A 20,783-nucleotide genomic window follows, 5' to 3' on the forward strand; every position below is an offset into this window, starting at 1 on the left:
AAAATGCTCTATTTTTCAAAAATTTCTATTTCAAAAAGTGTATTCCAATGCTTTCCGGTCACAAATAATCTGTTTTCGTTTTCCTTGTATGCAATACCATTTAGAACATCATTAGCAGGGTCAAGGCCCTCCTGTACTTGATCTTTTAAGGAGCGTAAATCTACAATTCCTTCTATAGCTCCTGTATTTGGATTAATAATAGATATAAGATCCACTTGATAATTATTTGCATAAATTTTTCCGTTTACCCACTCCAACTCATTGAGTTTACTTGTGACCTTTTTATTATCTGTAGGTTCAATATAATTTTGTTCAGATAAGTTTGATTTATTTAGTGACCAAATTTTACTTGTGCCATCTGATTTGTAGATTATATTTCCATCATTGGCAAGTCCCCATCCTTCTTTACTACTATTGTAAGAAAACGTTCCAGTTTTTTCAAAAGTATTTTTGTCATAAATAAAGCCCACATTTTCCCTCCAAGTTAGCTGATAAATTTTATCATCTAAAATGGTCATACCTTCGGCAAAGTAGTTATTATCAAGTGCGACTTCTTTTAAAACTTCTCCTGTTTCATAGTTTAATTTACGAAGTTTTGATTTCCCGTATTGACCAGTGCTCTCATATAAGGTATCCCCAACAAATTCTAATCCCTGTGTATAAGCATCAGTTTGATGAGGGTATCTATTAATAATTCTATAGCCATACAATTTAGGTGGAGTAGGGGATAAAATATTTATTTTCTTAGTGAAAAGTGCAGCACCATTATCTGTAAAAACTTCTGCTGTTAGTTGATGTTGTCCTAATCTATCAATCTTTATAATTGATGTAAACTTTTTAAGACTGTTCTTTCCTCCAAGTCTTTTCCCATCAAGTGCATACATTACCGAGTCTATTATGATATCTTTCTTTGGAATCACAGAGATTGTAAGCTCTTCACCATTCTTAATAGAGTTCTTTGTGGCATTTGTCTCTATAGAAAAATTTTTATCTAATTTAATAGTATCTCCACAGGATATGAGAAAAATAGGTAAAAGTAATAAGATGAGATGTTTAGCGGTAGAAGTCATTTGTTATGTAATTTTAAGGCAATTTAAAACAAAAAATCCGTCTAAAAAATCTTGTAGCTTTCTAAAGAAGCTATATCTTTGCAGCGGCAAGTCCTACACAACCAGCTCCTGTCGAATCCCCCAGGGTGGGAACGCAGCAAGGGTAGATGGTCGTAGCGGTGTGATGTAGGTAGCTTGCCATTTTTTATGTCTTAAAGTCAGCATGTCTGACAGTACTTTATATAAAAAATCCCAAGTGCTCGTGGCATTTGGGATTTTTTATTTACACGCTTTCGCGAAAGCGTAATTGAGTATACAATTAATTAGTATCCAACTCTCTCGACAATTTCCAGCCCGTAACCAATGATGCCTATGCGTTTGAGCCCTTCACTATTAGTGAGAAGTTTGATTTTTGATATACGAAGATCGTGTAAGATTTGTGCACCTATACCGAAGTCTTTACTATCCATTACGACATTAGGAGCTTTCATAATCCCGTCTTGTTGTAAGGTTTTAAGCTCGCTAAGGCGGCCTAGTAAATTTGCAGAAGCATTTTCTTGATTTATAAAAACAATAGCGCCTTTTCCTGCTTCATCAATTGCTTTAAACATATCATCAAGTTTTGCATCAGGATTATTGGTAAGGGTGCCTAGTAAGTCATTATTAATTTGAGTAGAATTTACTCTAACGAGTACAGGTTCATCTTCCTCCCAAGCCCCTTTTGTAAGGGCAATATGAACGGTATCATTTGTGGTTTGTTCATAGGCTCTCAGTCTAAAATTTCCAAAACGTGTTTTGATCTCGAAATCTTCTTTTTTGTCAATCAAGCTATCGTGGTTCATGCGATAAGCAACGAGATCTTCAATAGAGACTATCTTTAAATCAAAAGTTTCAGCTACTTCAAGAAGTTGAGGTAATCTGGCCATGGTGCCGTCTGCATTCATAATTTCTACAATTACTCCAGCAGGCTTGAAACCCGCTAATCTTGCAAAGTCTATGGCAGCTTCTGTATGCCCTGTTCTGCGTAAAACGCCTCCTTCTTTGGCTTTGAGCGGGAAAATATGCCCTGGTCTGCTTAAGTCGTATGGCTTTGTGCTTGGGTCAATAAGTGCTTGTATAGTCTTTGATCTATCACTTGCAGAGATGCCAGTGGTAACACCTTTACCTTTAAGATCTACAGAAACGGTGAATGCGGTTTCCATAGGATCTGTATTGCTAGTGACCATCATGTTAAGATGTAAATCTTCACATCGATCTTCTGTAATAGGAGCACAGATAAGTCCTCTCCCATGGGTGGCCATAAAGTTGATCATCTCTGGCGTAACAGCTTCAGCGGCAGCTAGAAAATCACCTTCATTTTCTCTATCTTCATCATCTACGACAATGATAACTTTGCCATTTTTAATATCTTCAATAGCTTCTTCTATCGTGTCAAGTTTGATGCTTTTTTGAGCTGTTATTTGCATTGTTTACTTTTTTGCAAAGATACAAGAAGACAAGAAAATAAAGTCGTTAGAGTAGGAGATACATTTTATGAGTGCTCTTCTGTGTAATATCCTTGTACCCTTAAGTTTTCAAGAGTTATTCCCAGTTGGCCTAGTCTGTCTATAGCAGCAAGGCGCACATCATCTGTGTAGTCGTATTCTCTATAGTTTTTTACGATGTCTTTAAGTTGGTTAGATGAACATTTGTTAAGCATTTCTTCTTCAACCTTAGTAAGGGTATATGTAAGATTACTAATTTCAGGAACTGCAGACACTTTTTTTGTTTTCCTAAATAATCTTTTAAGTGGAGATAAGAAACTCTCTGCATCAAATATCCCTTGATCTGTGGTAGCTCTGTAAGTGAGATAAATACTTAATGGTAATAGAATAAACGTGCTTAACCAACTGGCTACAAAAGGGCTGATAGAATTATCTTCGGCACTGTTTTTTGCAAAAATTCCAATGAAATGGAAGGTTAAAAACAGTACAACTCCCACGACAATAGGTAAGCCTAAACCACCTTTTCGAATGATTGCTCCTAAAGGAGCACCTACAAAAAACAAAAGTATGCAACTAAAGCCTAAAACAAATTTCTCGTGAATAGAAATCTCAAATTTATTGAGACGTTTGATTTCTACTTGTAACCTACGTTTTTGGTTATCGAGATCTGTAAGGGTGGTGCTTATATTAGATTTTGCAATCTCTAGAATTCTTACTTGATCATCAGTATCATAATGGGTTAAAACATCCTCTGTCGATGTTGAGTCTACCCTATTATTTTTAAATCTATCACCCAATGATTCTTGACTCACCTTTTGAGCATATTTCTGACTAAACTCCTCTCTATCTTTCTCAAATTTTACAGAGAGATCTGTGAGTACAGAGTCTAATTCTACTACATTAAACATTTGGTAACTATTGTCTATAGCCTTGTTATCAAGGTCTACATCATCAAGAGTGCTTAAATCAATGTTGAGAGTGTAAGTTTTAAAATAGCTCTTTGCAAAAGGTTCCTTCCTTTTTTTTGTATAATCTCTTTGGTAAATTTCGCTATAATAATTCCCATCGGTAAGTTGCAAGGAGACAACAGGGGAGTCTAGTGAACTTATGAGTTCCCCTTTTTTTGCTTTGATGACTGTATAATTCCCTAAACGTCTTTTTTCTTTTTGATGAATGATTACATCTGTAAGATATTGATCTCTATCTCCAGATTTTTCTGCCACACGTATGTTTATATCATCGCCCATTTCTGTAAACTGTCCACTTCGTATAGCAACAGATGGCTTGAGCTGACTTATATTCCTTCGTAGGTTCCTAAATTCATATTGAGAAGCAGGGATCACATAGTTTGCAAATAAGAATGATATAAAACCTAGAAAAACGATAAAAAAGATAACGCTCTTCATCGCTCTTTGTAGCGATATCCCAGTAGATTTCATCGCAGCAAACTCATAGTTTTCTGCAAAATTCCCAAAGGTCATAATACTTGTAAGAAGCACAGAGAGTGGAAGCACAAGTTGTACTAAACTAGGTGTAGCGTATAAAAGAAACTTACCGATAGTCGCAAAATCTAGATCTCTACCGGCCAGCTCTTGTATATACAACCAGACACTCTGTAAAACAAAAATGAACATCAATATAATAAAGATGCTCAAAAATGTTTTTACGTATGTAAAAAAAATATATCGGTCTAAGATTTTCATGTATCAAACTTGGTAGACAAAAATAGGAAGTCTACTCTCAAGCTACTAGATTCTTACTATAATTTGTTAATATAATAATCTGCATACTTTGATTTATCAAAAACAAATGTATTTTTTGAGATAGGTAAATTAGGTTTAAATGAATTTACCGTAATAGTTATTTTAGTGCCATTATTTTGTGTGATAATAAGCTTATGGATGTGTTTTGTCTGAGCGTCTACACCTAGTAGTGTTTGTTTTACATCACTGTTAGAGTCCATAGGGGTTAATTTTACAAACTGAATTTCCCTACCATTTACCTTTTGTTTAATATCCATCTCTTGAGTATATCCTTCGTTAAAGAAAGACAACATCTTAGAGGGCGTAATTGCATTTTCATCCTGATCACTTACGGCACTAATAGTTACTTCCTCATCTTCTGGAACAATGGTGTAAATACGTTGACCATCAAATAACTGAGTGGTACCCATTAAATCAAGTTTGTAATTATTACCGGCTAAAATTACTGCTCCTTTAGTTTCTTGATTAACATCTTCTGCGTCATTAGAAAGTGCATATTTAAAATCTATAGAAATATTCTCGTAGCTTTTTACTTTGCTATCTACTTCTTTAAGAAGTGATTGTGCGGTTTGCGCTTTCGCGAAAGCGGCCATAAATAATAATAATATGACAGGCATAGCACGTTTTGCAAATTTTTGATATCCTTTTCTTGCAACTGGTATTAGCACTCTTTTAAAAAGTATAGGAGCTAGCCAAAAAATTAGTTTCTTTTTCATGTTTTTTTATTCGTTGTTGAGTAATTGATCGAGATGTGCAATATCTTGAACTAAAACTTGACGTGCTTTACTTCCTTCAAAAGGACCTACAACACCTGCAGCTTCTAGTTGGTCAATAATCCTACCAGCTCGATTATATCCTAGTTTAAGTTTACGTTGTAAAAGAGAGGCACTACCTTGTTGCGCAATAACTAATACTTCTGCGGCGTCACGGAAGAGCTTATCTCTATCTGATGCATCTATATCAAGACTTGTGCCACTCTCTTCACCGACATATTCTGGCAGCAAATGTGCATCTGGATATGCTTTTTGATTACCAATATAATCTACAATACGCTCAACTTCTGGAGTATCTACAAAAGCACATTGAATACGTACTACGTCATTACCTTGTGTATAGAGCATGTCACCCCTACCTATAAGCTGATCTGCTCCTGAGGTGTCTAATATAGTTCTACTATCAATTTTTGAAGTAACTCTAAAAGCAATACGCGCAGGGAAATTTGCTTTAATAATACCTGTAATTACATTTACGGAAGGTCTCTGAGTAGCAATGATTAAATGAATACCTATAGCTCGGGCAAGTTGAGCAAGACGCGCGATAGGTGTTTCTACTTCTTTCCCTGAAGTCATAATCAAATCAGCAAACTCATCTACTACTAAAATAATATACGGTAAAAATTTATGTCCATTTTCTGGATTGAGCTTTCGTGCTTTAAACTTTGCGTTGTATTCCTTAATGTTACGACACATCGCATCTTTGAGTAAGTCATAGCGAGCATCCATCTCAATACACATTGAGTTAAGTGTATTAATCACCTTAGAATTATCTGTAATAATGGCTTCGTCTGTATCTGGTAATTTTGCGAGATAGTGCCGTTCTATTTTGTTAAAGAGTGTGAGCTCTACTTTTTTTGGATCTACTAAAACAAATTTGACTTCGGCAGGATGTTTTTTATAAAGTAACGAGGTAAGTATAGCATTTAGACCGACAGATTTTCCTTGCCCAGTGGCACCTGCCATGAGTAAGTGGGGCATTTTAGCAAGATCTACTACAAATGTCTCATTTGATATCGTTTTACCTAATGTAAGTGGTAATTCCATTTCGGCCTCCTGAAACTTCTTACTCGCCACTGCAGATCGCATGCTTACAATACGCGGATTCTTATTAGGGACTTCAATACCTATCGTACCACGGCCAGGAATAGGCGCAATGATTCTAATTCCTAGTGCGCTGAGTGATAGTGCAATATCATCTTCTAGGTTCTTAATTTTTGAAATTCGAACTCCAGCCTCTGGAACTATTTCATATAATGTTACCGTGGGACCTACAGTAGCCTTTATATTGGCGATACCTATCTTGTAGTTATTTAGTGTTTCTACAATTCGGTTTTTGTTTTCTTCAAGTTCCTCTTGATTTATTGTGATGCCTTGACCATTTGTATAGTCTTTGAGAAGATCTATAGGAGGAAACTTAAATTTTGCAAGTTCTAGGGTAGGATCAAATTCTCCAAAATCTTCTACGAGTTTACTACTAAGATTATCTGTAAGTTCCTCCTCTTCGATAGGTTTTTCTACCTCTACACTTAATTCTTCTTCCTCAGGTTGTGTTATTTCAAAAGTATTATTACTTGTGGATACTGTCTCTGAAGAAGTGGGTTCTAGGTTTTGAGTAGTAACCTTTATTGTGTCATCTACCGCAGACGTAACGCTACCATCTTGAGACTTAATATTTTTTAGAAATTCTTCTGCCTCATAGGTAGAAGAGTTATCTACTACTATGGGCTCACCTGAAGCTGTAAACTCATCTGTAAGATCACTTTTCTTTTGTTTAAAATAAGCTCCTATTTTTTCTGGAGTAAGTTTGATTCTTAGAACTAAATATATAATAGCTAAAAATGCCATTACAATAATGGCTCCTGTGAGACCTAAGTAATCTTGTAAAAAGTCATTACTTTCATATCCTACAGTACCACCTAGTAAATCATTTGTTTTATGAAAGAAGCCTAGAAATACAGATAACCAAAGCATAAGCAATACTCCCCAAAACCAAAATCGTTTTAATCCAGCTTTTGCGTAGTTAAAAAAGAAGTATATACCAGTGAGAGCCGTAAGGATGGCAATCGTAAAAGCAGGAACTCCAAACCCTTTATAAATAAAAAAATGACTTATGCGAGCTCCCACAAGGTTAAGCCAGTTTGCACTAGCGTCATCACGTGTACCTTCTGCTATTAAACTTTGGTCTATTTTCCAGGTAAAAAGGTATGACGTAAATGCGATGAATAAGCCTAAGCCTAGGAAAAATAGAAAACTCCCCAAAATAATCTGTTGCTGTCGCGACAGTTTAAAGGATATAGGTTTTCTGGTAGACGTTTTTTTAGTTTTCTTACGCGTAGTTTTCTTTTTAGCCATAAAAGCGTAGCGGTAATCGTTTTTTGATTGGAGTTAAAAATACAATATTGAAACGTAAAAATTTGCAGTTTGGTGTTTAAGAATATTGGAAGTTAACAGATTTGTATTTCTAAAGTGCTTCTTTTCTAAACTCACAATAAGAAGATCTTTACTAAAAAACTTTTGGAAAATAAATTATCACTGCAACAACTACGGAGGCTAGAGCCGCAATACCTACGGCACCTGCTGCTACATCTTTTATCTTCCCTATTTTTACATGAAAATCTGGATGTATAAAGTCTGCAATACCTTCAATTGCTGTGTTTAAGCCCTCTGCTGTCATGACGAGACCTATGCATAACGTTTGTGCCATCCACTCTATACGAGAAATTTCAAAATAAAACCCAGCAATAGTTACTAGTATGGCAATCCCAAATTGCACCTGTATGCTTGCTTCTGAGCGAATGAGTTGTAGCCCGCCTTGTAGCGAATACTTCATTCCTTTAAGTCTACCTACAATAAATTTTATGGGCACGGCTTGATTTATTTTTATGTAATTTATAATTAAATACTATGAAAGCGCGTTTACAGCACTCTCATAATTTGGTTCTTGGCCTATTTCTGGAACTTGCTCTGTATATAAGACTTTTGCATTTTCATCCAGTACTACAATCGCTCTAGAGTGAAGCCCAGCAAATGAACCATCTTCGATAGTTACGCCATAGTCAACTCCAAATTTACCTGTCTTAAAGTCAGATAGTGCATGTACGTTTTCTAAACCTTCGGCAGCACAAAATCTTGCTTGTGCAAATGGGAGGTCTCTAGAGATACAAAGTACCTCTGTGTTTGCTAGACTAGAAACCTTTTCGTTAAACGTTCGGACAGATTGAGCACAAACTCCTGTATCAACAGAAGGAAAAATATTTAAAACAACGCGCTTACCATTAAACTCCTCTAGGGTTGTTGTCGATAAATCATTTCGCGAAAGCGTAAACTCAGGAGCTTTTGTTCCTATTTCTGGTAAGTTACCAATTGTATTTGTAGCGTTTCCGCCTAGTGTAATTTGTGCCATTTTTTTGTGTATTAAGTAAAAATAGGTAAAACACTTGTATCTCTTGATAGCTTAACAATTGTTTATAACCCTATAGACTCATAAAGATTTTTAAGAGCACTCAAAAAAAAAGGGATATGCCTTTTAATAGCATATCCCTTCAAAATCAATTAACAATGATTTTAGGAATCTATAGACCCCATAACTCTTTGCATAAATCCGTTAAGAGCATCTTTTTTTGTATTTCCAGCTTTTACAGCTTTATGTACTTCTAAGGCTCCATACATATTTGATATAAGCTCACCTATAACATCTAGCTCCTCATCTTTGAGAGAGGGAACTTCTGTAAGGTTTTCTAGTGTCTCAATAGTCTCGACAACAAAGTCTTGATCGTTGTTTTCTATAAAGCCTACGAGATGCTTAATTACTGGTAACTTCATTCACAAGGTCTTTAAGTACATCAAACTTATTAGTTTGGACTTGGTTTTTAAATGATCCTTTTGAGAATGTAGCAAATGTGGGTAGGTTATCTACCGTAGCCATTTTACGAGATTCAGGATTTTTTTCTGCATCTACAATGACAAATTTTACATTATCAATTTCTGAGGCAAGTTTTTTTAACTTAGGTTTCATAATCCTACAGTTACCGCACCATGTGGCGCTGTATTGAACAACTACAGTGTCGTTCTCTGCAACGATCTGGCCTAAATTGTCTTGGTCTAATTCTAGAATCATGCTATTTGTATTATTAGTTTGCGTGAGCGGCTAGGTAAGAAGCTACGCCATCACGATTTGCATTCATTGCATCTTTTCCATCTTCCCAGTTTGCAGGACAAACCTCTCCTTTTTCTTGAACGTGTGTATACGCATCTACAAGTCTTAAAAACTCGCTAACGTTACGTCCTAAAGGCATATGATTTACACCTTCGTGAAAAACAGTCCCTTCTTCATCAATAAGATAGGTTGCTCTATAGGTAACATTGTCACCGTCTACCATTACGACTCCCGTTTCTTCATCATAACGCTCGTTCGTTACATCAAGTATACCTAATTGGTTAGATAGGTTTCGATTGCTGTCTGCAAGAATTGGGTAAGTAACGCCTTCAATACCACCGTTATCTTTAGGTGTATTTAACCAAGCAAAGTGTACTTCAGGAGTATCACAAGAAGCACCTATAATAAGTGTATTGCGATCTGCAAATTTCTCTTTGGCAGCCTCAAATGCATGAAGTTCCGTAGGGCACACAAATGTGAAATCCTTAGGGTACCAGAAAAGAAGAATTTTCTTTCCCTCTTCTTTTGCTTTTTCTAAAATATTTAATTTAAAGGTATCTCCCATTTCATCCATTGCATCTACAGCAAGGTTTGGGAATTTTTTTCCGACTAGTGTCATTTTACAGTTTTTTAATTTGGCTGCAAAAGTACTGTCTATTTAAAGCGATAATAGTTATTAGAAATGGGAACTATTGATAGCAGTATTGAGTTTGTTTATATTGATTTATGAATGCTTGTTAATGTGGGTTTTATGCTTTCGCGAAAGCATAAAAAAAACTCAACTCTAAGATTTGGCATCTCTCAGTAATCTAATTTTAATTCGAAAAGCCGCAAAAATCAAGGTCATAAAAGGAGATAGCCAATTAAAAATGGCATACACAAAATAATCTGCAACACTTACGTTAAGAACTTGACTTTGATAAGCCCCACAGGTATTCCACGGGATAAGAACAGATGTCACCGTACCTGAGTCTTCTAAGGTACGAGACAAATTTTCTGGAGCCAGACCTTTGTCTTCATAAGCTTGCTTGAACATTTTGCCAGGAATCACTAAAGCTAAATATTGATCTGAGGCAATTATATTTAGACCCAAGCAGCTTACCACGGTGCTAGCAAATAAACCAAAAATAGTATCTGCCACGCTTAAAAGTGCTTTTGTAATTCTGGAAAGAGCGCCTATTCCATCCATGACTCCACCGAAGATCATTGCGCAACAAATGAGTAAAATTGTCCACATCATCCCGATCATTCCTCCAGAACTAAAAAGCTCATTAAGTGTTTCATTAGGCGTCTCAATGGCAACATCAGTCCAAATAGCGGTCGCTAAAGATTGAATGCCTGAGTTTGATATACGCTCTAATATTTCTGGTTGGAAATATAGGGCAAAACCTGCTGCTAGCAGGACGCCAAGAGCGAGCGCAATAAGTGGTTTGGTTTTAGCCACAATAAGTGCGATCACAATTCCAGGGACAATAAATAAGTATGGTGAAATGTTAAATGTGCTATCAATAACTGTAAGTAATTCTGTGATATCTGCAGTTCCTGAGGTATCTATATTTAAACTTATAATAACAAAAACAGCGAGTGTAATTAAGATCGTAGGTCCTGTGGTTAGGAACATATATTTAATATGAGTAAATAAATCGGTACCTGCCATAGCGGGAGCAAGATTTGTGGTGTCACTTAAGGGAGACATCTTATCTCCAAAATAAGCGCCAGAAATTACGGCTCCTGCAATCATACCCGTGTCAATACCCAATGCTTGCCCTATACCTATAAGAGCAATACCTACAGTGGCAGAGGTTGTCCATGAGCTTCCTGTAGCGATTGAAATAATTGCTGCAATTATAATGGATGCAGGTAAGAATATGGCAGGGTTTAAAACCTGTAAACCGTAATAAACCATCGCAGGAATAATACCACTCACGAGCCATGTTCCAGCAAGAGCACCCACTAAAAATAATATAAGAATAGGGATGAAGACACTTTTTAGATTTTCCCAAATCTCTTTTATCATAACTCTTAATTGCGTTTTATTTAAAAACCCTACAATAGCCGCTGTGACTCCACCAATTATTAAAATGAGCTGATTTGAATAATCACCTAACCATATTCCATCTTTGAAAAAAATATTATAAGCTAAAAGAATCATCAGTACAATAACTGGTATAAGAGCTTCCCATAAACTAAGCTCTTTATTATCTACAATGTTTTGATTTTTTTTATCCTCGATTTGGTTACTCATAAGTGATTTTTCTAAAAGGTAATGTTACGATTTTGAGAGAGAATGCGCAAGGTGATTTTTCTGCTTTCGCGAAAGCAAAAAATCAAATCTCCAATTTAAGTGTATATAGATTTAAAACTTTCTGAAACCAGATGCAATTGAACTGCGTAAGTGTCTGTGAATAATGTTAATTTTTTTTTCAATAAAGTTCGCTTTCTTGGGTTAGCAAGTTTTAAAAATTCATAAATGGATAAAAAACTACTTTTTACAATCATATTAATTTTCATTATAGGTAAAGGCTTTGGGCAAGTAGGTATAGGTACTACGACTCCTAGAGCAGCTTTGGACATCTCGAATGATTCTAACGGAGGCTTATTGATTCCTGAATACTCCTTATTAAGCACTACAGACGCTACAACTGTAGTAAATCTTTCTAATGGTAATTCTCCAGCAGAAGGTACTATGATTTTTAATACCAATGCTTCACTGACTGGCATAAGTAGAGGGTTTGTATATTGGGATGGAGGAGAGTGGAATAATGTCGCTGCAGTAGCAACTTCGGGAACTCCTCAATACGGACAAATGTTTAAAACAACTTTTCAAAATCTAGGAGCATCAAATCAGATTATTCAATTTGAGCGTAATGGATTGAGTAGTTCTGATATAACCGTAAATTCAAATTATATTGAAACGGGTACACAAACTGGGGTCTATGAATTTTCGTATTCTTTACTTGTAGGAATTGATGGTAACCCAAGTAATAGCGCAATTATTCAAGACTTATTTTTTTTAAATCAAGGATCAGGTATTAATATCGTCCCCGATTCTGAAATAATTGCAAGCCTAACAACAGAAGGCGTTTGGGCAACTTTCACAAAAACAATATTAGTAGATGTGAATTCTCCTAACCAAAGATTTTATATTTTTTCTCGATTTAACGAACCTTTTATGACTGTAGGTCCAAATTCTAAATTGAGCGTAAAACTTATTGAAGCTGATTAATTTTTTAGTATTCCAATATCTCTCATACAGTCTTTCATCATCTCGAAGGTTCTTTCAATATCTGCATCTAAACCTATTGAGAATCGAATTAAGCCATCTGTAAGTCCCATTTCTTTTTGCTCTTCTTCTGGAATTTCTGAAGATGTTGACGTACCCGGAGCACTAAATAATGTTTTGTAGAACCCTAGACTTACAGCAAGATACCCTAGATTGCGTTCTTGCATTAATTCCATTAATTCATTTGCTTTATCAAGAGATCCCACATCAATAGTAAGCATTCCTCCATAGCCATATTTCTCATTCATAAGCTTATTGAAAATATGGTGACTAGGGTGAGATTTTAAACCTGGGTATACCGTTCGTAAACCTAAATTTTCAAACTTCTCTGCTAGATATAAAGCATTAAGACTATGTTGTTGCATTCTGATATGCAATGTGCGTAGGTTCTTTAATACCGACGCAGCGCGCAAACTATCCATCGATGGTCCTAAAAGCATACTTGCACCATCATTTACGTTACGTAACTCATTTATAAAGTCTTGAGTACCACAAACCACTCCACCTACAGTATCTGACGATCCGTTAATAAATTTTGTTAGACTGTGTATTACCACATCAGCACCATGTATTGCAGGAGATATTGATAATGGAGAGAACGTATTGTCTACAACTAATTTTAAATTATGCCTTTTTGCAATTTTAGAAAGCGCCTCGATATCTGCAATTTCTAATAGCGGATTACTTACAGACTCACAGTATAAAACTTTTGTATTCTTTGTAATTGCAGATTCTGTTGCTTCTAAATTAGTGATGTCAACAAAACTGCTATTTATTCCTAATCGAGGAGCAAAATTTTTCAAAAACGCATAGGTCCCGCCATATATCGTTCTACTTGAGACAATATGATCTCCAGCTTGACATAACTGCAATAGGGTAGGAGTGATAGCACCCATACCGCTAGCAGCAACATTTGCTGTCTCTGTTCCTTCCATAGCTGCTAGTGCCTCTCCTAAATATAAATTGGAGGGAGTGCTGTGCCTAGAATATAAGTAACATCCATCTGCGTTTCCTTCGAACGTGTCAAACATTGTTTTTGCAGAAAGAAAAGTATAGGTGGAACTGTCTGAAATAGATGGATTTACTCCACCAAATTCTCCAAAATACTGTAAGTCTTGGATGCTATTTGCAGGTTTGAATTTCATAATCTTTTGCTTTATAATAATTGCTATAAAATGAGGTCTAAAATTAATTTTAATTAAACAATAAGTCAATGTATTTAATTAAATATGGAATATAAATCTAAATGATTTGATATATTTAGATTTTAAATCTATATACCTTTAAAAATCTCATTAATTACTATATATATTTACATATGAAACTAGATGTGATAGATAAAAAAATTTTGATGTTGCTGCAAAAGGATTCTAAAATTACTAATAAGGAGCTTTCATTATCATTAAATCTTTCAGTAACGGCTATTTATGAAAGAATTAAAAAAATGGAACGATCTGGTGTTATTGCACACTATGTTGCGCTTGTAGATAAGCAAAAAGTTGAATTAGATTTTCAAGTATTTTGTCACGTGAAGTTAGCTCATCACGGGAAAGAGGCCATCTCTTCCTTTGAAAAAGATGTGATTAAGCTTGATGAGGTTTTAGAATGCTTTCACGTAAGTGGGGATTACGACTACCTTCTTAAAGTGGTTGTAAAAGATATGGAGCATTACAGGTCCTTTATGGTCACAAAACTAACGGCACTTAAATTTATAGGAAGTACTCAAAGTTCATTCACCATAAGTGAAGTTAAAAATACTCTTATGGTCAAAGTATAATTCACCAGTATTAAAAATTTGAAAATTAAAATAGTGAGTGAACATAAAATCACTCACTAATTTATAATTCATCACTTGCTTCTTCTTGACCCATCATCATCAAATACCCTTTTAAGAAGAGATCAATATTCCCGTCTAGAACTGCATCGGTATTTCCTGTCTCTACAGAGGTGCGTACATCTTTAACTAGTTTGTACGGGTGTAACACATAATTACGTATTTGAGATCCCCATTCTATGGCCTTCTTATCCGCTTCAATGGCGTTTCGAGCTTCCATTTGCTTGCGAAGTTCTAGTTCGTATAATTGTGAACGTAGCATTTGTAATGCTTTAGCACGATTATCGTGTTGAGACCTAGAATCAGAGCATGATATTTGGATACCAGTAGGGTGGTGGGTAAGTTGTACTTTAGTTTCAACTTTATTTACATTTTGTCCACCTGCACCAGAAGATCTTGCGGTAACAATATCATAATCTGCAGGATTAATATCTATCTCAATCGTATCATCTACTAGTGGGTATACATACACAGAAGCAAAAGAAGTATGTCTTTTTGCATTACTGTCAAAAGGAGATATACGTACTAATCTATGAACACCATTTTCACCTTTGAGCCAGCCAAAGGCAAATTCTCCTTCTATCTCCAGCGATACGGTTTTTATTCCAGCTACGTCACCTTCTTGAAAGTTCAATTCCTTTACTTTAAAGCCTTGTTTTTCTGCCCACATGAGATACATACGCATAAGCATGCTAGCCCAGTCACAGCTTTCTGTACCACCAGCTCCTGCTGTTATTTGTAAAACACAACTCAGTTCATCACCTTCTTCAGAGAGCATATTTCTAAACTCAATATCTTCTATAAAATCTGCGGCTTTCTCATAGCGCAGTTGTACATTTTCCTCTGGAGCTTCGCCTTCTTTTGCAAATTCGTATAATACTTCTAGATCCTCTACAAAGGTTTGTGCGTCCTCATAATCTGTCACCCATTTCTTTTTAGAACGCAGTGATTTCATAAAAGCTTCTGCTTCTTGAGGATCATTCCAGAAATTTGGATCGTATGTTTTTTCTTCTTCGTTTTGGATTTCGATGCGTTTACGATCGATGTCAAAGATATCTCCTCAAGCTCTCTATGCGCTCTTGGAGTGATTTTATGTGGTCTGTAGTAATCATATTTTTTTCTTAGTAGGGTAATTGAGATAGTATTGTAAAATTAAGATTTACAAAATGGGTGAGCAAGAAGTATTACGCTTTCGCGAAAGCGTTATTTTACTCCTCCAATAGGTCTGGTCTTCTTTCTTTTGTACGCATATATGCTTGCTCTTCACGCCATTCTTCAATCTTTGGAGTATTGCCGCTGGTCAATATTTCTGGCACTTTCCAGCCTTTATAATCTGCAGGCCTTGTATAAATAGGGGGAGCGAGTAGTCCATCTTGAAAACTATCTGTCAAAGCTGAAGTTTCATTGCCCAAAACACCAGGAATTAAACGTATTACTGCATCACATAAAATTAAGGCGCCAAGCTCGCCGCCACTTAATACATAATCTCCTATAGAAATTTCTTTGGTCACGAAGTGGTCTCTAACACGCTGATCTACTCCTTTATAATGACCACAAAGTATAATGATATTTCCCTTGAGCGAAAGCGTATTTGCCATTCCTTGATCAAGTGTTTCTCCGTCTGGTGTCATATAAATGACTTCATCATAATCACGCTCAGATTTCAATTTTGTTATACACTTGTCAATAGGTTCTATTTGCATGACCATCCCTGCACCACCGCCAAATTGATAGTCATCTACTTGCTTATAATTGGTATCAGTATAATCACGGAGATTATGAAACTGAACATCTACCAATCCTTTAGAGATAGAGCGTTGCATGATAGAAGCTTCAAAGGGGCTTTTAAGTAAATCTGGAACAACGGTGATAATATCTATTCTCATAATATGTGTAACGCTTCAAAAAAGTAATTTTTAATGACAAGTCCAAAAATAATGTAAATCAGGGTCTTTTTTAAAGTTTAGTCTTTCATAAAGCTTTTGTGCTGGGTTTGTAATTTCTGTCTGGATTACTAATCCTTTCTGCTGTGTTTTTGTACAAAGCTCCTTTGCTTCATTAATTAGTGCCGTTCCAATACCTTGACCTCTATAATTCTCTGCTATAAATAAATCATTCAGTAATAGCATAGGTTGCATGGTAACGGATGAAAAAAGTGGGTAAAGTTGCGTGAATCCTACAGCACTATCATCTTTATAGCAAAGAAAAATTGTACTGTCCTTATATTGCAATCTAGAGGTAATAAAAGATTTAGCAGCTTCTAAATCTGACTTTTGACGATAGAACTGGCGATACCCATCAAAAAGAGGAATGATATCTTCTAAATTATCCAGTGTAGCTTTACGTATTTCCATAAAAAAAATCTGTACGACAAACGTACAGATTTTTAATTTTAATGGGAATATGCTCCTCAGTTTTTAGGAGACTTCAATGCTTTATTACGCTCGTCTTGTAGTTGGCGTCCTAACTTTTGTTCTTTTTCTAAAGCTTTACGACGGTATTCATCAAACTCAGCTTCTGTCTCATCAAGTCTGTGTTGTGCTTCTTTTGTAAGAACATTACTACTTCTAAATCTATAGATGAAAAATAAAAGTCCTAAAAGCAAAAGTGCTACAATACCCCACATCATTAACTGGTAAGCCCCTTTCTTCATAGGATTACCAAAAAACTTAATAGAGTCTTTTTCTCCTCTGGTAGCTTCAAGATCTTGTTGTGTGCCTTCTAGATCTGTTTGAACTTTAAGAGAAGCAGCTTGTTCCTCACTAATTTGTTTTTTTAGATCTGAAATTTCTGCTTGCAAACTATTAATACGTTCTTTTGTATTAGCTTGTAGTTGGGTCATCTTAGTTTTTTCAATCACCTTAAATTGTTGGTAATTGTTTGAGCTCTCCACTACATCAGTAAACTGTTGATCAATTGTTTTTTCAGTAGAAGTTTCCTCTTGAGCTGTACTTATAATAGTGGCGAAAAGAAAAAGTATTAATGATGATTGCTTTATAAATTTCATAAGTATGGGTTTCGTTAGCGAATATCGAAGATAGTTATTTTTTGTTTTTTAGCAGACAAATATATATTATGTGACTACTTTTCGGCCTTTACTAGACTTACTATTTTTTTGTCTATTACAAATAATTCATAGTTTATCTAAGCCGAGTTGTATTATATTTTTTTAGAAACACAAATTTGCAAAAAGCTAGAGCTTCATTACGTTAACAGTGTCATAAATAAATTTTCAGCCATAGATTAATGACTTACATAAGTGTAATCATTTATAAGCCTCTTCATTGGTGTTATGAAGAGGCTTATAATATAATTATATAGGGCGTCTTACGCTTTCGCGAAAGCGTATCCTAATAATACGTATACCTACGTACCTTAGAAATATATTTTGCTAGTCTGATTACTTGATGGCTGTAGCCGTATTCATTATCATACCAAACGTAAAGGATCACATTTTTACCATCTTTACGTACAATAGTGGCATTACTGTCATAAATACTTGGTGCAGATGAACCAACTATATCGCTGGAAACTAGCTCATTATTTAAAGAGTATTTAATTTGTTCTACAAGCGCTCCTTCAAGAGCATACTTTCTCAAGAGTGTATTTATTCCCTCTAAAGAAGTTTTTGTGTTAAGCTCAAGGTTAAGAATCGCAAGTGATCCATTAGGAACAGGTACGCGTATAGCATTAGATGTAAGTTTGCCTTCAAAAGAAGGAAGTGCTTTGCTTACTGCAGCTCCTGCACCAGTTTCTGTAATGACCATATTAAGTGCAGCTGCACGACCACGACGGTATTTACTGTGCATATTATCTACTAGATTCTGGTCATTTGTATAGGCATGAATTGTCTCTAGGTGTCCAGATTGAACTCCTAAGGTTTCTTCTATTGCATGTAATACTGGGGTAATTGCGTTTGTAGTACAAGAAGCAGCTGAGAATATTTTTGTTTCATCAGGATTGTGCTCTGTGTGATTTACACCGTGAACAATATTTGGAATTCCTTTTCCAGGAGCTGTTAATAATACACGATCTACTCCTTTAGAAATAAGGTGTCTGCTTAATTGCTCTTTATCTCTAAAAGCTCCCGTGTTATCAATCACTAAAGCGTCATCAATACCGTACGTAGTATAATCTATATCCTCTGGGGCATTAGCACTTATTATATGAACTGTAGTACCATTGATCACTAGGCTATTATTAGCAACATCTACCGCAACGGTTCCTGTAAAATCACCATGTACAGAATCACTTTTTAAGAGACTTGCGCGTTTTTCTAAAACGGATTCATCTATCTTACCACGCGTAACAATGGCTCTCAGTCTCAATTGACTTCCTTTGCCTGTTTTAGTCATTAATTCACGTGCAACCAAACGACCTATCCTTCCAAAACCATAAAGCACAACATCTTTTGGCTTTATAATCCCTTGGCCTTGTGATGGCTTAAGTTTATTTGCAATAAAGCTAGTTGCATTGCGCTCGCTTTCTTCTAGATGGTATTCATAAGTAAGTTTACCTATATCTAATTTTGATGGAGGAAGATTAAGGCTTTTTATAGCCTGAGCAATCTCAACCGTATCAAAGATTGAAATAGGTTTTTGCACAAAATCACCAGCGTACTCATGTAAATCTAGCACTTGGCTTACATTGCGATCCATAATTTGATTTCTAAACAATACTAACTCAATAGCATTGTCATACCAAAGATCGCTGGCTATTTTAATAAATTCGACGGTAGCACGTCTTCTGTCTGCTTGAAAAGAAAGTTCTTTTTCGTAAGTTTCAGATGATTTCATTTTATGAATTTAAATGGTTGCTTTATTGAGAATTGAATAAATTATTATTTCAATTTTGAATTAGAAATTTACATTTCTCAATTTTCGGCAAAAATACGGTATTTACTTAATTGCGCAAACGATTTCGTATTCAATTGGTTTAAAAAAGAATAGCCCCTCAATATTTGAGGGGCTATAGAATTAATATTCTATTTAATCAAAAATATACCTGTTTCGTTCTCCGTTATCATCTACAAATACAATACTTACACGCTCATTTGATTTTTTGTTCTTAAAAATTCTTTTTACATCATCTACAGAGGAAACTTTTATGTCATCTATTTCTGTAATTACTTTTCCATATATATCGTACCTAGCCATCTCATTAGTAAGAGGCCTGTAAATCAATACACCGTTTTTAGCTTTGTATTTTTTTAAATTTTCTTTTGATGCGTTTTTAACTTGTATGCCCAGACGTTCTATGTCAAAAGTAGAGGGTTTTACTAAGCTAACAGGAATAGTAATTGAGCGGCTATCTCTTAAAATTTCTACTTGCACAACATCATTAGGTCTTTTAGAGTTAATATAACCAGAAAGATCTGAGAATTTATTAATAGTAATATTATCAATTTTTTTGATGATGTCACCCTCTTTAAGTCCAGCTTTTTCTGCTCCACTATCTACTTCTACATCTGCAATATAAAATCCTTCTTGAGTATTCAATCCTTCTTCTTTAGCAAGATTTGAATTTATGGATCCACCTCTCACTCCTAAAATGCCTTTTTGTACCGTTCCAAATTGCATTATATCCTCTACAATTTTTCGTGTATTATTAGAAGGTACCGCAAATCCATAACCTACGTAAGATCCTGTTTGTGAAGTAATGGCTGTGTTTATTCCAACAAGCTCGCCGTAAATATTTACTAAAGCACCTCCACTATTTCCAGGATTTATGGCTGCGTCAGTTTGAATGAAAGATTGAAAGTTTTGATCTGTTTCATCAATGTCACGTGCTTTTGCAGACACTATTCCTGCTGTTACAGTAGAGGTAAGATTAAATGGATTTCCTACAGCAAGGACCCATTCGCCAACTTGTGTGACATCACTATCTGCAAAAGGGATATATGGCAATTCTTCGCCACTTTCAATTTTTAAAAGAGCAATATCTGCCTTTTCATCTGCCCCTACAATTTCAGCAGTGTAGGTTTTATTATTGTTCATCGTGATAGCAACTTCGGTAGCGCCAGCTATAACATGATTATTGGTGACAATATATCCGTCACCAGATATAATAACACCACTACCAGCTCCCACAATGCCACGACTTGACTGTCCACCCCCGCGCATATATTCCATCATATTACGCGGTTGCTTGTATTCTTGAACATTTTTTACGTGAACTACCCCATCAACTGTTTTATTAGCGGCTTCTGTAAAATCTACTCCACTGGCAGCAGCAGCACTATAGTTTACAGGGGTGTAATTGGGTATAGCAGATTGTTCAAAAATAGCTCCTTGGTCTGATACGGGAGTTTCAATAAATAATTTATATGATCCTAGCGTAATTACGCCCGCTAGTACGGCAACAGAAAGTAATCCGGCAATTTTTCTCATCGTCTTTTTCATTTTATCTATTAGCGTTAAATTAAAGTGTATAGTATAT

General features: G+C 35.5%; 20 protein-coding genes and 1 other RNA gene. 3 read left to right on the forward strand and 18 right to left on the reverse strand.

Annotated elements, in window-relative coordinates; all coding sequences use genetic code 11:
- Positions 1–8: 8 nt before the first annotated feature.
- Positions 9–1,070, reverse strand: a complete 1,062-nt coding sequence (locus OD90_RS00345; RefSeq protein WP_144665241.1) for a glutaminyl-peptide cyclotransferase — start codon at positions 1,068–1,070, stop codon at positions 9–11.
- A gap of 84 nt (positions 1,071–1,154) precedes the next feature.
- Between OD90_RS00345 and ffs the strand changes: the two genes are divergently transcribed.
- Positions 1,155–1,253: signal recognition particle sRNA small type (gene ffs, locus OD90_RS00350), an RNA gene on the forward strand.
- A gap of 119 nt (positions 1,254–1,372) precedes the next feature.
- Here ffs and ribB read toward each other — a convergent pair.
- The 10 genes from ribB to nhaC all read right to left on the reverse strand — a co-directional run bounded on the left by ribB (position 1,373) and on the right by nhaC (position 11,473).
- Entirely contained in the window at positions 1,373–2,515 is a 1,143-nt protein-coding gene (gene ribB / locus OD90_RS00355) for a 3,4-dihydroxy-2-butanone-4-phosphate synthase (protein WP_144665242.1), read from the reverse strand.
- A gap of 65 nt (positions 2,516–2,580) precedes the next feature.
- Positions 2,581–4,188 (reverse strand): LptF/LptG family permease, encoded by a 1,608-nt coding sequence (locus OD90_RS00360; RefSeq protein WP_409994630.1) that lies wholly within the window; start codon positions 4,186–4,188, stop codon positions 2,581–2,583.
- A 104-nt stretch (positions 4,189–4,292) separates the two neighbouring features.
- Positions 4,293–5,012, reverse strand: coding sequence for a LolA family protein (locus OD90_RS00365; protein ID WP_144665244.1), 720 nt, complete (start codon positions 5,010–5,012; stop codon positions 4,293–4,295).
- 6 nt (positions 5,013–5,018) lie between these two features.
- Positions 5,019–7,424: an FtsK/SpoIIIE family DNA translocase gene (locus tag OD90_RS00370; protein WP_144665245.1), complete on the reverse strand. Its 2,406-nt coding sequence runs from the start codon at positions 7,422–7,424 to the stop codon at positions 5,019–5,021.
- A 151-nt stretch (positions 7,425–7,575) separates the two neighbouring features.
- Positions 7,576–7,938 carry a diacylglycerol kinase family protein gene (locus OD90_RS00375; RefSeq protein WP_261374434.1) on the reverse strand — a complete coding sequence of 121 codons (363 nt, stop codon included), beginning with the start codon at positions 7,936–7,938 and terminating at the stop codon, positions 7,576–7,578.
- A gap of 36 nt (positions 7,939–7,974) precedes the next feature.
- A complete protein-coding gene (tpx, locus tag OD90_RS00380) occupies positions 7,975–8,475 on the reverse strand; it encodes a thiol peroxidase (protein ID WP_144665246.1) in 501 nt (166 codons plus the stop codon).
- 161 nt (positions 8,476–8,636) lie between these two features.
- Positions 8,637–8,894 (reverse strand): DUF6952 family protein, encoded by a 258-nt coding sequence (locus tag OD90_RS00385; protein WP_144665247.1) that lies wholly within the window; start codon positions 8,892–8,894, stop codon positions 8,637–8,639.
- Positions 8,875–9,189, reverse strand: a complete 315-nt coding sequence (locus OD90_RS00390; RefSeq protein ID WP_144665248.1) for a thioredoxin family protein — start codon at positions 9,187–9,189, stop codon at positions 8,875–8,877. The genes OD90_RS00385 and OD90_RS00390 overlap by 20 nt, the downstream gene beginning before the upstream one ends.
- A gap of 13 nt (positions 9,190–9,202) precedes the next feature.
- Positions 9,203–9,847, reverse strand: coding sequence for a peroxiredoxin (locus OD90_RS00395; protein WP_144665249.1), 645 nt, complete (start codon positions 9,845–9,847; stop codon positions 9,203–9,205).
- Between the two features lie 165 nt (positions 9,848–10,012).
- Positions 10,013–11,473, reverse strand: coding sequence for a Na+/H+ antiporter NhaC (gene nhaC / locus OD90_RS00400; RefSeq protein ID WP_144665250.1), 1,461 nt, complete (start codon positions 11,471–11,473; stop codon positions 10,013–10,015).
- Between the two features lie 225 nt (positions 11,474–11,698).
- On the opposite strand from nhaC, the gene OD90_RS00405 reads away from it, so the two are divergent.
- Entirely contained in the window at positions 11,699–12,454 is a 756-nt protein-coding gene (locus tag OD90_RS00405; protein ID WP_144665251.1) for a hypothetical protein, read from the forward strand.
- On the opposite strand, the gene OD90_RS00410 is transcribed toward OD90_RS00405, so the two are convergent.
- Positions 12,451–13,656 (reverse strand): aminotransferase class I/II-fold pyridoxal phosphate-dependent enzyme, encoded by a 1,206-nt coding sequence (locus tag OD90_RS00410; RefSeq protein ID WP_144665252.1) that lies wholly within the window; start codon positions 13,654–13,656, stop codon positions 12,451–12,453. The genes OD90_RS00405 and OD90_RS00410 overlap by 4 nt on opposite strands.
- 173 nt (positions 13,657–13,829) lie before the next feature.
- On the opposite strand from OD90_RS00410, the gene OD90_RS00415 reads away from it, so the two are divergent.
- Entirely contained in the window at positions 13,830–14,288 is a 459-nt protein-coding gene (locus tag OD90_RS00415) for an Lrp/AsnC family transcriptional regulator (RefSeq protein ID WP_144665253.1), read from the forward strand.
- A gap of 61 nt (positions 14,289–14,349) precedes the next feature.
- Here OD90_RS00415 and prfB read toward each other — a convergent pair.
- The 6 genes from prfB to OD90_RS00445 all read right to left on the reverse strand — a co-directional run bounded on the left by prfB (position 14,350) and on the right by OD90_RS00445 (position 20,734).
- A protein-coding gene (gene prfB, locus OD90_RS00420) for a peptide chain release factor 2 (RefSeq protein WP_144665254.1) occupies positions 14,350–15,457 on the reverse strand; the annotation gives its coding sequence in 2 pieces (ribosomal slippage) (positions 14,350–15,393 and positions 15,395–15,457; 1,107 coding nt in all).
- A 96-nt stretch (positions 15,458–15,553) separates the two neighbouring features.
- Positions 15,554–16,231: a tRNA (guanosine(37)-N1)-methyltransferase TrmD gene (gene trmD / locus OD90_RS00425; protein ID WP_144665255.1), complete on the reverse strand. Its 678-nt coding sequence runs from the start codon at positions 16,229–16,231 to the stop codon at positions 15,554–15,556.
- A gap of 30 nt (positions 16,232–16,261) precedes the next feature.
- The gene (locus tag OD90_RS00430; RefSeq protein ID WP_144665256.1) at positions 16,262–16,699 is read right to left on the reverse strand and encodes a GNAT family N-acetyltransferase; all 438 of its coding nucleotides are present in this window, start codon (positions 16,697–16,699) and stop codon (positions 16,262–16,264) included.
- Positions 16,700–16,755: 56 nt separating this feature from the next.
- Entirely contained in the window at positions 16,756–17,352 is a 597-nt protein-coding gene (locus OD90_RS00435) for a hypothetical protein (protein WP_144665257.1), read from the reverse strand.
- Positions 17,353–17,695: 343 nt separating this feature from the next.
- A complete protein-coding gene (locus OD90_RS00440; protein ID WP_144665258.1) occupies positions 17,696–19,141 on the reverse strand; it encodes a glyceraldehyde-3-phosphate dehydrogenase in 1,446 nt (481 codons plus the stop codon).
- Positions 19,142–19,333: 192 nt separating this feature from the next.
- The gene (locus tag OD90_RS00445; RefSeq protein WP_144669599.1) at positions 19,334–20,734 is read right to left on the reverse strand and encodes a trypsin-like peptidase domain-containing protein; all 1,401 of its coding nucleotides are present in this window, start codon (positions 20,732–20,734) and stop codon (positions 19,334–19,336) included.
- Positions 20,735–20,783 lie beyond the last annotated feature (49 nt).

This window comes from Dokdonia sp. Hel_I_53 (assembly GCF_007827465.1).
In the GTDB taxonomy this organism is placed as follows: Bacteria; Bacteroidota; Bacteroidia; order Flavobacteriales; family Flavobacteriaceae; genus Dokdonia.

Coding starts and splice junctions, on each gene's coding strand:
- OD90_RS00345 (WP_144665241.1), bottom strand. CDS start 1,070: ATGACTTCTACCGCTAAACATCTCATCTTATTACTTTTACCTATTTTT.
- ribB (WP_144665242.1), bottom strand. CDS start 2,515: ATGCAAATAACAGCTCAAAAAAGCATCAAACTTGACACGATAGAAGAA.
- OD90_RS00365 (WP_144665244.1), bottom strand. CDS start 5,012: ATGAAAAAGAAACTAATTTTTTGGCTAGCTCCTATACTTTTTAAAAGA.
- OD90_RS00370 (WP_144665245.1), bottom strand. CDS start 7,424: ATGGCTAAAAAGAAAACTACGCGTAAGAAAACTAAAAAAACGTCTACC.
- tpx (WP_144665246.1), bottom strand. CDS start 8,475: ATGGCACAAATTACACTAGGCGGAAACGCTACAAATACAATTGGTAAC.
- OD90_RS00385 (WP_144665247.1), bottom strand. CDS start 8,894: ATGAAGTTACCAGTAATTAAGCATCTCGTAGGCTTTATAGAAAACAAC.
- OD90_RS00390 (WP_144665248.1), bottom strand. CDS start 9,189: ATGATTCTAGAATTAGACCAAGACAATTTAGGCCAGATCGTTGCAGAG.
- OD90_RS00395 (WP_144665249.1), bottom strand. CDS start 9,847: ATGACACTAGTCGGAAAAAAATTCCCAAACCTTGCTGTAGATGCAATG.
- nhaC (WP_144665250.1), bottom strand. CDS start 11,473: ATGAGTAACCAAATCGAGGATAAAAAAAATCAAAACATTGTAGATAAT.
- OD90_RS00405 (WP_144665251.1), top strand. CDS start 11,699: ATGGATAAAAAACTACTTTTTACAATCATATTAATTTTCATTATAGGT.
- OD90_RS00410 (WP_144665252.1), bottom strand. CDS start 13,656: ATGAAATTCAAACCTGCAAATAGCATCCAAGACTTACAGTATTTTGGA.
- OD90_RS00415 (WP_144665253.1), top strand. CDS start 13,830: ATGAAACTAGATGTGATAGATAAAAAAATTTTGATGTTGCTGCAAAAG.
- trmD (WP_144665255.1), bottom strand. CDS start 16,231: ATGAGAATAGATATTATCACCGTTGTTCCAGATTTACTTAAAAGCCCC.
- OD90_RS00430 (WP_144665256.1), bottom strand. CDS start 16,699: ATGGAAATACGTAAAGCTACACTGGATAATTTAGAAGATATCATTCCT.
- OD90_RS00435 (WP_144665257.1), bottom strand. CDS start 17,352: ATGAAATTTATAAAGCAATCATCATTAATACTTTTTCTTTTCGCCACT.
- OD90_RS00440 (WP_144665258.1), bottom strand. CDS start 19,141: ATGAAATCATCTGAAACTTACGAAAAAGAACTTTCTTTTCAAGCAGAC.
- OD90_RS00445 (WP_144669599.1), bottom strand. CDS start 20,734: ATGAGAAAAATTGCCGGATTACTTTCTGTTGCCGTACTAGCGGGCGTA.